The organism is Nocardia takedensis NBRC 100417 (genome assembly GCF_000308695.1).
Lineage (GTDB): Bacteria > Actinomycetota > Actinomycetes > Mycobacteriales > Mycobacteriaceae > Nocardia > Nocardia takedensis.
In genome coordinates this window covers 82752-94449 of sequence record NZ_BAGG01000263.1, presented here as the reverse complement: position 1 = coordinate 94449, position 11698 = coordinate 82752, and the positions used below count along the sequence as shown (strand labels likewise).

The following is an 11698-nucleotide window of genomic DNA, read 5'->3' as shown; positions in this document are numbered from 1 at the left end:
GTGGTCCATCGCCATCTCGGTTCTCCCGGACAACGGCGTCGACGCCTACGATCGCGGCTTCCATGCCGCGACCTGGCCTTTCAGTGCCGGGCGGCAAGTGGCTCGGGGCCGGGATGTCGGATTCGATGATCCAGCAGACGGCGGAGTCGTCGTGGCTGGTGGGCTGGTCGGCGCGAGCGGTGTCGAGCAGTGTTTGCAGATGGGTTTCGAGGGTGATGAGTTCGGCGATCTGGGCGCGGACCTGGTCCAGGCGCTGGCCGAGCATGGCTCGGACGTGGCCGCAGGGTTGTTCGCCGCGGTCGTGGACCGACAGGATCTGACCGGCTTCGCGCAGGCTCAACCCAGCGGCTTGGGCGCGGCGGATGAACTGCAACCGGGCCAGGTGCTCGGGACCGTAGTCGCGGTAGCCGGTGGGGGTGCGCTCGGGGTCGGGCATCAGGCCCTCGTTCTCGTAGAACCTGATCGTTTTCGCGGTGACCCCGCCGGCTGCGGCCAGTTCGCCGATCTTCACCCAGTCCTCCTCGCACTCTCTCCTTGACATTCCATCGTACTGGAAGGTTCATGCTGGGGTCATCGCGCGGGAAGCGTGTGGATCGACGGAGGTTCTCAGGTGAGCGAGTTCGTGTACACGGTGCGCGGGATGTCATGCGGGCATTGCGCCGACGCGGTCACCCGCGAGGTGGAGGGCATCGAAGGCGTCAAAAGCGTCGCGGTGGACGTCGCGTCCGGTCGGGTGGTGGTCGACGCCGCGCGAGTGCTGACAGTCGAGGAGGTCGCGGCGGCGGTCACCGACGCCGGATACGAGCTGGTCCGATGAGGGTCGCAGCACGGTTGGCCGGCTACGCGCTCATGCTGGCTGCGGTGGCGGCGGCGGGTTGGGTCGGCGGTCGAACCCTCGGACCGGTAGATGCGAATTCGCCCTCACACGAACCCGGACGCCGCGAGTCGTCCGAGCACACCACCGCGATCGGGCCTGCACCGGCGACCGATGATGCGCCGACCTGGACCGCACCCGCGCCAGCCACGGGTGGCCAGACAGTCACCGCGCTCATCGAGGCTGCGTCGGGGCCGGTATCCGGGGTGCCTGTGATGGCTGCGGCGCCAGGACCGGTCCCCTTCGAGAGCGTACTGGCCGACCCGACACGGGACACTCGCTCGGCTGACCCTCGTCGCCTCGCCGATACCGGGCTGCCGATGCCCGCACAAGCGGTCACCGTGGCGACTATGCCCAGCGGCGGTGCGATGGGCTCCCCGACAACTCCCGGCGCCGTGACCACAGGCACCGGTGGCAACGACGCAGGTGCGGCACATCCGGTGGGCGGCACGGTCCCTGCCGAGCGGCCGGACGCCCACGACGATCGGCCCGGACCCGGTGGGCCGGGCAAACCGGGAGGTTCAGCCGGTCAGGCCGGCCTGCCTACCGGAGGAGGCGACACGGGGTCGAAGGCTCCCGGCGGGCCGCCTGCCGCTGCCGGGGAGCACGGAGCGGATACCCACGGTGACAAGCACGGCGGGAAGGTTGGCCGATGAGTGACACCGTCGAGGGTGTGCAGGCGATAGCGTCGCGGCAGTTGGAGCTCGCGATCGGCGGGATGAAGTGCGCGTCGTGCGCGGCCCGGATCGAGCGTCGGCTCAACAAAATGGATGGCGTTGTGGCCACGGTCAATTTCGCCACGGAGAAGGCGCGCGTCGAACTCGATTCCGACACTGCGGATTCGGCAGTGATCCGGGTGATCGAGGACACCGGATACACCGCGCGGATACCACAATCGGAGCGCGCACCCGACAGTGAAACACCCTCCGAGCCTGAGGAATACGACGAACACACCCGCTCGCTGCGCCAACGCATGCGAGTGTCGGTGGCATTGGCGATTCCGGTCGTGTTGCTGGCGATGGTGCCACCGCTGCAGTTCACGAACTGGCAGTGGCTGTCGCTGACCCTGGCCGCGCCGGTGGTGGTATGGGGCGCCTGGCCCTTCCACACGGCAGCGTGGACGAACCTGCGCCACGCCGCCGCGACCATGGACACCCTGATCTCGGTGGGTGCCGGGGCCGCATTCGGGTGGTCGCTGTATGCGCTGTTCTTCGGTGACGCGGGTAAACCCGGTCTGCACCACGGGTTCTCGCTGACCGTCGAACGCGGGATGGCGGGCAGCAACATCTACCTCGAGGTCGCCGCGGTGCTGACCGCAGCGATCCTGGCCGGACGGTTCTTCGAGGCCCGCGCCAAACGCCGCGCCGGCGCGGCCCTTCGAGCACTGCTGGAACTCGGCGCCAAGGACGTCGCCGTGCTACTCAACGGCCGCGAGCAACGCATCCCGATCGACGAGCTGATCGTCGGTGACCTGTTCATGGTGCGCCCGGGAGAGAAGATCGCCACCGACGGTGTTGTCACCGAGGGCAGTTCGGCGGTCGATGCGAGCATGCTGACCGGTGAATCGGTCCCGGTCGAGGTCAGTCCCGGTGACGCGGTGGTCGGTGCCACGGTCAATGCCGGTGGCCGCCTGATAGTGCGTGCCAGCCGGGTCGGCGCCGACACTCAGCTCGCGCAGATGGCACGCCTGGTCGAGGACGCGCAGACCGGCAAGGCGGAAATTCAGCGGCTCGCCGACCGGGTGTCGGCGGTGTTCGTACCGGTGGTGATCGCGTTCGCGGTCGGCACCCTCGCGTTCTGGCTCGGTGCCAGCGTGGGTGCAGCATTCGCGTTCAGCACCGCGGTCGCGGTGCTGATCATCGCCTGCCCGTGCGGGCTCGGATTGGCCACCCCGACAGCGCTTCTGGTCGGCACCGGACGCGGCGCCCAGTTGGGCATCCTGATCAAAGGCCCCGAAGTCCTCGAGTCGACCCGCCGCATCGACACCGTCGTGCTCGACAAGACCGGCACGGTGACCACCGGCAAGATGGCTCTGCTCGGTGTTCAGACCGGCATCGAGGTCGACGAACACACGGTGTTGCGGCTGGCCGGGGCGCTCGAGGACGCCTCCGAACACCCCATCGCCCGCGCGATCACCATCGGCGCGATCGAACGCGTCGGCGATCTCCCCGCGGTTGGGGACTTTCAGAACCTGGAAGGCCTCGGCGTGCGTGGAGTCGTCGAAGGGCGCACGGTGCTGGTGGGCCGCACCTCGCTGCTCACCGAGCACGGCATCGACCTCCCCACCGGACTGCAAGAGCACAAACAACGGGCCGAATCACTGGGCCGCACCGCGGTCGTCGTCGCTTGGGACGGGGTCGCACGCGCGGTAATGGTGGTCGCCGACACCGTGAAACCCACATCGGCGCAAGCGATTCGACACCTGCGTGAGCTCGGCCTGCGTCCGGTACTGCTGACCGGGGACAACGACACCGCCGCCCGCGCGATCGCCGCCGAGGTCGGCATCGACGAGGTCATCGCCGAAGTGCTGCCCAAGGACAAGGTCGAGGTCATCACCCGGTTGCAAGGTGAGGGCCGGGTAGTGGCGATGGTCGGCGACGGCGTCAACGACGCGGCCGCGCTCGCCCAGGCCGACCTCGGATTGGCGATGGGCACCGGTACCGACGTCGCGATCGAAGCCTCCGACCTGACCCTGGTGCGCGGGGATCTGATGGCCGCGATCGACGCGATCCGTTTGGCGCGCCGCACGTTACGCACGATCAAGGGCAACCTGTTCTGGGCCTTCGCCTACAATATCGCGGCCCTGCCCCTGGCAGCGCTCGGGCTGCTGAACCCGCTCATCGCGGGGACCGCGATGGCGTTCTCGAGTGTGTTCGTGGTGTCCAACAGTCTGCGGCTGCGCGGATTCAAGGCGACGCCCGTCACCGAACCGGCCTCCGAGCCCGGCACGGTAGCGGCCGGCGCACCGTTGCGCGGTGTATCCGGCGGGAGTGGGCTCGACGACGGCGAACGCGCCGAACTCGAGCGCCTGCGGGCGGAGAACGCGACGCTGGCCGAGGAACGTGATGCGCTCGAACGCAGCGTCGCGCACTGGGTACGCAAGGCCCACCGCGAATGAACCACATGGGTTTCCGGCACACCGACAGCGTCGTCTGGGCGACCTGGACCGCGGCGGCGCTGCTCGCGGTCGTGGTCGTCCTGGCGGTAGCCGGGGTACCGTCGGCGGATCTGCACGGACCGTTGCACCGGTTCGGGATCATGGACCCTGCGTGCGGTGGCACCCGCTCGGTGTATCTGTTCAGCCATGGCGACCTTGTCCGCGCGCTGCGCTACAACCCGGCCGGGCCGATCGTCGTCCTCGCCGCCGCGCTGCTCGCCGTGCGGGCGGTGGCCGGGCGGCTGACCGGCCGTTGGCTCACCGTCGCAGCACCACGCCACCTGGTACTACTCGTCGCGGGGATCGGGTTGCTGGCGTTGGAGGTCAACCAGCAGGCGCACGCCGATCTGCTCACCAGCTCATGGACCGGATGAGGGCTGGCGATGCGCGAAGGAGGTGAGCGGTCATGAGCGAATTGCTGGTCGGGACAACGTTATTGGCGTCGTTCCTCGGCGGCGTCGTGGCCTTGCTGGCACCGTGTTGCGTGTCTGTGATGCTACCCGCGTACCTGGCCACCGGATTCCGTCATCGGGGAGGGGTCGTCCCAGCGACGCTGGTGTTCGGCGCCGGAGTCGCGACGCTGATCCTGCCGATCGGGCTCGGCGCCAGCGTGTTGAGCCGCCTGTTGTTCGGCGGGCACGCGTGGGTGTTCTCCATCGGTGGCGTGTTGACCATCGTGGGCGGGATCGCGGTGCTGGCCGGGTGGCGCCCGAACCTGCCGATGCCCGGTGCGCGCGCGGCGACCCAGGGCAGTTACCGGTCTGCGTATCTGCTGGGCGTGTTCTCCGGGGCGGCCTCGGCGTGCTGCGCGCCGGTGCTCGCCGGGGTGGCGGTGCTCTCGGGGGCGGCCGCGTCTTTCCCGGTCGCGTTGTCGGTCGGGCTGGCCTACGTCGCGGGCATGGTCGCCCCACTCGCGGTGATCGCCGTGATCTGGGACAGCCGCCACGAACACGCCTCCCGGCTCCTCGGCGACCACACCCTCACCGTGGGATGGCACAAGCATCGGCGCACCCTGTCGCTGGGAACCGCGGCCAGCGGCGCGCTGATGATCGCGATGGGTGCACTGGCGATCGTGCTCGCGTTCACCGGGCCCGGTATGCCCAGCGGCGGCTGGCAAACCGAACTGTCGGCGTGGCTACAACACCTCAGCGCCCTGTGGCACAGGCACTGTCGTGGCTGCCCGGCTGGGGACTCGCCCTCATCCTGATCGGCGCAACCGTCCTCCTCGGCCGGCGCGCGATGCGACCGACCGTTACTCGGACCTCGCGAGATGCAGTGGGCTCCAACGATATCGAGGAGGAATCATGAGCAAACCTCGATCACAGGATTCGGCGCACCGAACCACCGGCTCGAACCGGACTCGAAGGCAATCGGTGACAGGGCCGCGAGGGTCTCACCCGCCTGCGGCCACCGTCGCGGCCGTCGCGCTTGTCGTGGTCGTGGTCGTCGCGGTCCTGTACGTGGTGTTTCGAACCGGTTCGCCTGCCACCGATCCCGGGGCGGGCGCCAGTGGCTACCCGCACGTGGCCGGGGACCCCGGCACCGGAGAAATGGCCCCCGATTTCACCCTGGCATCCGGGGCCGGAACGCCGGTGAGCCTGACCGCCTACCGCGGCCGCAGCGTGCTCCTGTATTTCCAGGAGGGGCTGACCTGTCAGCCGTGCTGGGATCAGATCCGTGACCTCGAACGAAACACAGACGCCTTGACCAGCGCCGGGGTGGACGCGGTCGTCTCGATCACCACCGACCCGGCCGCGCTGATCGGACGCAAGGCCGCCGACGAACACCTCACCACCGTCGTGGCGTCGGATCCAGACCTGAAGGTCTCCCGCGCCTACGACGCCAACTCCTACGGGATGATGGGCCAGATGCGCGACGGGCACAGCTTCGTGCTGGTCGGCCCGGACGGGGTAATCGCCTGGCGCGCCGACTACGATGGCGCACCCCAACACACGATGTACCTGCCGACCGCGAAACTCCTCGCCGACCTGCGCACCGAACGCCGACCATGACCATCGCCATCACCTTGCTCACCCGATCCGACTGCGGGCTGTGCGAGCACGCCAAGCAGGTCCTGGCCCGGGTCGGTCAGGACTATCCGCTGACCGTGACCGAGATCGACCTGCGCACCGAGGACGGACAACGCCTGGCCGCCACCGCCGGGGTATTGTTCGCCCCCGGCGTCCTCGTCGACGGCGAACCGTTCTCCCATGGGAGGGTTTCCGAACGCAAACTGCGCCGCACCTTGGCCCGGCACACCGGACCGGGATGATCACCGGACCCCGTAGCGATGTCGCCCCAGCCCGGCAGCACCAACACCAACCAATACCGACACATCTGTCCCCTCGAGTCCGCGTCCTTCCTGCGCCCCCTCCTCATCGGGGCACCGGAGTAGCTACCGCACCGTCCTCGCACGCAGATCGGTGCCGTTCGCGCAGGAGGTTTACCGGGTTCGGGATTCGGTGGGCGCTGTGTCCGCTGTTTGTGTCGGGAGCTGGAGGGCGGTGGCGGTGAACTGGCAGCCCCCGTGAGCTGTGAACGGTTCGGCGAGTTGGGCCAGGTAGCCGACCGGATAGTCGGGTTTGGCGGCCATGCCGATGTCCTCGCTGCTGAAACGGCGTGCGGGGTCGTAGCTGTAGGTGCGCAGCAGGTGATCCCAGACGAGGGTGAACAGTCCGAAGTTGACGTCGCCGATGCCTGCCCATTTGAGGTGGTGGAAGCGATGGCCTTCGTTGAGGGCCAGCACATATTTGAGCGGACCCACGCGGTAGTCGGCATTGGAATGCTGAAGCAGCAGCTGCACGGCCACGGCGAGCGACAGCGCGGCAGCGACCGGAACGGGGATGCCGAGCAGCAGCAGCGGGGTGACGCCGGCAGTCATCTCGATGGTTTGGTGCAGCGGGTGTTTCATCAGTCCGTCAAGCCGCCATCCGGCGTGGGCGGCCCGGCCTCGATCACGTCGCCCGAACGGGGTGGGCGAGATCAGCGTCGCTGCCGTGAAGGACATCCCGCGCAGCGTGCTCACTGCCTGCCGATCCAGGACCACCAGCGTGTAGGCGTTGACGATCCACTGCAACTCGGTGGTGCTCGCGCCCAAGTCACCCGCCAGCGTCGGCAGCGCGACATTGAGCACCATCAGGTCCAGCCCGACGGTGAGCAGCGCGATGACCAGCGCCGCCAGGCCCGACCAGCGGCGAGTCGCGGACAGCCCGGCCATCGCGTGAGAGTTGATCTCGGACATGGGATCTCCCGAACCAGTGAAACAGGGCGCGAGGTGAACGTGCGTTGCGGCGACTACCATCACCAATCAATCGTGCACAGACGATGTTATCAAAAAATAGTTCTACAATCGGTTTCTATCGATGATTATTCGAGATCCTCCGCTCGCCGCGCAGCACCGTCGGCTGCGCTCTCGAACACGTGACGACACGCCGGCTCTGCATACGCCCTTCGAAGTGTTTCTCCGCGAGGGATTGTGGGGCGCGATTCCTACGGCGGGGCTCGCTCGCCGACTCCCGTCGGCGCTTCGAGACGTCGCCTGGACCGCGTTCCGCATCGTCGTGCGCGCCGACTCCGATGGCTCCGGGCGACGCGTAAGTTGACTGAGAGACATATAAGCGCAGTTCAGTGGGGCTTCGGGTAGAGCGTGCGGGCGCGAACCGGGTATTGCGTGGGCGGCGTACGATCGGCTGCCGTGGCCAGTGGTGTGCGGACATCGAACGTGTGGCCGGTCCTGGTGGCGGCGCTGGCGGGTGTGGTGTTGACGCTCGGTGTCACCGACTGCCGGGTGTTCGGTCCCGGCTCCCCGGTCGCCGCGCCGACCGCGGGTACCACGGTGGTGGCAGGGGCCGCGGGCCCTGCGAATCCAGCCGATAGTTGCACGCACCCGGCCCATGAGGCCGTCTTTGCCGCGACGATCACCTCCCACCGAGACGTCCAGACTCCCGCACATTCCTCGGGTGTCCTGATCCTGGTCGGCGTCACGGGGTGGGCGGCGGCGCGGCCGCGAAGCCCTCCGTCCCGCGCTCTTCGCACCGAGAGCGGTAGCGCTCTTCTCATCCGTTTCGGCATCTGCCGACGCTGACCGGTCAGCGCCAGGCCGACGTGAGCTGCCCGTCTGCCGGTGACCGCTGCCCGGGTCATCGCTGTGCCGAACGGAACGGAGTCCGCCATGAACGACGCTGTGCTCGACACCCTGTGCACCACCCCTACCTCGTCGGTGACCACCGCATACCGCTGTCTGCGGCCCAACGCGCTGGTCGGCAATACACCAGTCCTGCGGATCGGTGCCCCGTTCGCGCCGGGGAACCGGGGATTCTGGGCCAAACTCGAAGCAGCCAATCCCGGCGGGATGAAGGATCGACTCGCCCTGCACATGGTCGAACGCGCTCGCGCGCGGGGCGAGCTGAGGCCGGGTGCCCGGATCGTCGAATCCACCAGCGGCACACTCGGTCTCGGGCTGGCACTGGCCGCATCGGTGTACAGGCATCCGGTCACCCTGGTCACCGACCCGGGCATGGAATCACTGATGCTGCACCTGCTGGCCGCCTACGGCGCGCACGTGGAGCTGGTCACCGAGCCCCATCGCTGCGGCGGCTGGCAGCAGGCCCGCCGTGACCGGGTCGCCCAACTGCTTGCCGCCGACCCGACGGCATGGTGCCCGGACCAGTACAGCAATCCCGACAATGTCGATGCCTACGATCGGCTGGCGTTCGAGTTGCTGGCCCAGCTGGGCCGCGTCGATGTCCTGGTGTGCTCGGTCGGCACCGGCGGGCATTCGGGCGGAATCGCCCGAGTGCTTCGGCGGTTCCATCCCAGGATGCGGTTGATCGGCGTCGACACCGTCGCCTCCACCATCTTCGGTCAACCGGCCGGCACCCGTCTCATGCGCGGCCTGGGATCGAGCATCCACCCCCGCAACGTCGACCATGCCGCCTTCGACGAGGTGCACTGGGTCGCCCCGGCCGAGGCGGTGTGGGCGGCGCGCACCCTGGCCCGCACCCACTACACCACCGGCGGGTGGAGCGTGGGCGCGGTGGCCTTGGTAGCCGGATGGGCTGCCGGGCAGTACCCCGGGCACGCGCGGATCGCCGCGGTATTCCCCGACGGCCCTCACCGCTATTTCGACACCGTCTTCAATGACGACTACTGCGATCGCCATGGCCTGCTGGGCGTCGCAGCACCCATCGAACCCGAGAACATCGCCCATCCGACCGAACACGTGGTGCGGACCTGGACTCGCTGCACGACCGTCGTCGACCCACGAAACCCGCAGGCGCACAACAGGACCACCGCAGCGACGGTCGCACGATGATCGCGGTGGTCACCGCCTACCGCGGCTACACCCTGCCCGCCCGGATATTGATGCTCAACCAGTTCGGCATCAACCTGGGCTTCTACATGCTCATGCCCTATTTGGCCGGATACGTGTCCGGCTCGCTCGGTGTGGCGGGCCTGACAACCGGGATCGTGCTGGGTGTGCGGAATTTCGCCCAGCAGGGCATGTTCCTGCTGGGCGGCACCCTCGCCGACCGGCTCGGCTACAAGCCGCTGATCGTGGCCGGATGCCTGCTGCGCACCGTGGGCTTCGCGCTGCTGGCACTGGCGGACGCCCTGCCGGCGCTACTGATCGCCTCGGCCGCAACAGGGTTCGCGGGGGCGTTGTTCAATCCCGCGGTGCGGGCATATCTCGCCGCCGAGGCCACCGATCGCCGGGTGGAAGCTTTCGCCTTGTTCAACGTCTTCTACCAGGCGGGCATGCTGGCGGGGCCGCTGGTCGGACTCGCGATGATGGCCGTCGATTTCCGGGCGACCGCCGCGGTCGCGGCCACGGTTTTCGCGGTCCTCACCCTCGCCCAACTTGCCGCGCTCCCACCGCACGACCCCGGCCAGGTCTCCAGACGGAGCTCGGTGCTGCACGACTGGCGCACGGTGGTGACCAACCGGCCGTTCGTGTCCTTCTCCGTCGCGATGATCGGTTCGTACGTGTTGTCGTTCCAGGTGTATCTGGCCCTGCCGTTGCAGGCTGCCCGCGTAGCCGGCAAGGCTGACGCCACTGCGACGGTGACCATGCTGTTCATCGTGTACGGCGTCCTCGCGGTCGCCGGGCAGCTGCGCATCACCGACTGGTTCACCCGCCGGTTGGGACGCGACCGTGGTCTGGTTACCGGCGTGGCGATCCTGGCGGCGGCCTTCCTGCCACTGCTGCTGATACCCGGCTCCGGGCCCTTCAGCACCGCAGCCATGTCGGTATCGGCGGCGCTCCTGGCTGTCGGGAGCGCGGCGGTGTTCCCGTTCGAGATGGACACCATCATCGCGTTGACCGGCGAGCGTCTGGTAGCGACCCACTACGGTTTCTACAACACCGTGGTCGGTGTCGGAATCCTGCTCGGCAATCTCGGCACCGGCGCGGCGCTCGACGCCGCCGCCCGCACCGGGCTCGACGGCCTCGCCTGGGCCGCACTGCTCGCCGTCGGAGCGGCCTCGGCCACGGCCTTGTTCGTTTTGCGGCGATCGGGAAAGCTGGGTGACACCGTCGAATCTCCGGCAGCGGCAGCGAACACCCGCCCCGCCCGATGACGGTGACGCCCCTGATCACGAAATGCTTTGCACACCAGCAGAAACGGGCGAGCGTGACACCGTGCCGGGTCGAGCCCCGCTCGGCGGGCGACGTCGGCGGGCGAGGTGCGCAGCAGCCCGCAGTGCCGCAGCGCCGACGATGGTGACGGCCGCGCCGACGCTCGCGCCGACGGCCAGGCTGACCAGGCCGCTGATCGGGTAGGCGGTACCCACATACACACGCGAGAACGCCAACCCGATCGACCAGATCACCGCGAACACCGCCAGGCGCCGGTTCATCGGCATCACCACCGCCGCCACGGCCGCAACGACCGCGATACGGGGATCGGGCATCGTATGGGTTTCACCGGCCATACAGCGCTCGAGAACATACGCTCCCGCCACCGTGCTGCACGGCGGCGGGAGCGCGATCGCCTCGGCAGCGACGCGCGAGACCACAAATGCCAGACCGGCAGCAATCGACACGGTGACCAGCCCACCGATCGCACGACGGTCCGGCCCCGCTCGCCACCACGCCGCCGCGAGAACGGCGGCAAGCACCACGACACCGAAACGTGCATAGACCAGCATGATCGGATGCAACCACGGCGTCTCCGAGGCAATCCGCGTCACCGCCCGGTATATCGTCCCGTCGGCACCCGCCTCGGTCAGCACATGGTGGATCAGGCTGACGACGCGTTGCTCGAATTCCGGTTCGTCACCGCCCCCGCTACTCGCACGCATGAACTCGATGTTCCCAGCCACCCCCACGATTGTCACCGGGTACCACCCGATTCGCCGTTCGACCTCACCTTCCACTGGTTCGCATATCCTTGCAGGCATCGTGATCGCCCCGGTATGCGTTCGGCACGGCCATCACCTGCGGCTCGGCTGGGAGGTCGACCGGGCGCGATCGCCGCCGGGCTCATCGGATCAGCCCCATTCGTCGTGTCAGCCAATCCATTTCGATCCGCAGTCCCGTGGACCAGACTGCCCAGGTGTGTCCGCCGGGTAGCTCGTGGGCATCCTCCTTGCCCTTGCCACCGTGCCGTCCCCGGTGGTCGCGAAGACGCGAGCCGATCATGACCAGAGCGACGGGCCGCCGCGGA

11 protein-coding genes and 1 pseudogene are annotated in these 11698 nt (G+C 68.4%); 9 read left to right on the top strand and 3 right to left on the bottom strand.

The features are described from left to right. Positions 1-100: 100 nt before the first annotated feature. Positions 101-511 (bottom strand): annotated as a pseudogene (locus ON30_RS33825) (heavy metal-responsive transcriptional regulator); the annotation flags it as partial. A 99-nt stretch (positions 512-610) separates the two neighbouring features. Between ON30_RS33825 and ON30_RS33820 the strand changes: the two are divergent. The 6 genes from ON30_RS33820 (at position 611) to ON30_RS33795 (ending at position 6303) form a co-directional block, all read left to right on the top strand. Further along, on the top strand, positions 611-817 hold the full coding sequence (locus tag ON30_RS33820) for a heavy-metal-associated domain-containing protein (protein WP_040714345.1): 207 nt from the start codon (positions 611-613) through the stop codon (positions 815-817). Between the two features lie 709 nt (positions 818-1526). Further along, entirely contained in the window at positions 1527-3992 is a 2466-nt protein-coding gene (locus tag ON30_RS33815; protein WP_082393596.1) for a heavy metal translocating P-type ATPase, read from the top strand. Then, on the top strand, positions 3989-4405 hold the full coding sequence (locus tag ON30_RS33810; RefSeq protein WP_051030372.1) for a DUF2752 domain-containing protein: 417 nt from the start codon (positions 3989-3991) through the stop codon (positions 4403-4405). The genes ON30_RS33815 and ON30_RS33810 overlap by 4 nt, the downstream gene beginning before the upstream one ends. 32 nt (positions 4406-4437) lie before the next feature. Further along, the gene (locus ON30_RS33805) at positions 4438-5238 is read left to right on the top strand and encodes a cytochrome c biogenesis CcdA family protein (RefSeq protein ID WP_204249190.1); all 801 of its coding nucleotides are present in this window, start codon (positions 4438-4440) and stop codon (positions 5236-5238) included. Between the two features lie 166 nt (positions 5239-5404). Further along, entirely contained in the window at positions 5405-6043 is a 639-nt protein-coding gene (locus tag ON30_RS33800) for a peroxiredoxin family protein (protein ID WP_204249189.1), read from the top strand. After that, positions 6040-6303, top strand: a complete 264-nt coding sequence (locus tag ON30_RS33795) for a glutaredoxin family protein (RefSeq protein WP_040714342.1) — start codon at positions 6040-6042, stop codon at positions 6301-6303. The genes ON30_RS33800 and ON30_RS33795 overlap by 4 nt, the downstream gene beginning before the upstream one ends. Before the next feature lie 171 nt (positions 6304-6474). On the opposite strand, the gene ON30_RS42480 is transcribed toward ON30_RS33795, so the two are convergent. Continuing rightward, positions 6475-7272 (bottom strand): sterol desaturase family protein, encoded by a 798-nt coding sequence (locus ON30_RS42480; RefSeq protein WP_371852309.1) that lies wholly within the window; start codon positions 7270-7272, stop codon positions 6475-6477. A 405-nt stretch (positions 7273-7677) separates the two neighbouring features. On the opposite strand from ON30_RS42480, the gene ON30_RS42645 reads away from it, so the two are divergent. From ON30_RS42645 to ON30_RS33780, 3 genes are all read left to right on the top strand, one after another. Continuing rightward, positions 7678-8115, top strand: a complete 438-nt coding sequence (locus ON30_RS42645; protein ID WP_476739090.1) for a hypothetical protein — start codon at positions 7678-7680, stop codon at positions 8113-8115. 87 nt (positions 8116-8202) lie between these two features. Next, positions 8203-9345: a PLP-dependent cysteine synthase family protein gene (locus ON30_RS33785; RefSeq protein ID WP_040714341.1), complete on the top strand. Its 1143-nt coding sequence runs from the start codon at positions 8203-8205 to the stop codon at positions 9343-9345. Next, positions 9342-10610, top strand: a complete 1269-nt coding sequence (locus ON30_RS33780) for an MFS transporter (RefSeq protein ID WP_040714340.1) — start codon at positions 9342-9344, stop codon at positions 10608-10610. The genes ON30_RS33785 and ON30_RS33780 overlap by 4 nt, the downstream gene beginning before the upstream one ends. A 15-nt stretch (positions 10611-10625) precedes the next feature. On the opposite strand, the gene ON30_RS36805 is transcribed toward ON30_RS33780, so the two are convergent. Further along, complete coding sequence (locus ON30_RS36805) at positions 10626-11354, bottom strand: hypothetical protein (protein ID WP_157184053.1); 729 nt, start codon at positions 11352-11354, stop codon at positions 10626-10628. Between the last annotated feature and the right edge of the window lie 344 nt (positions 11355-11698).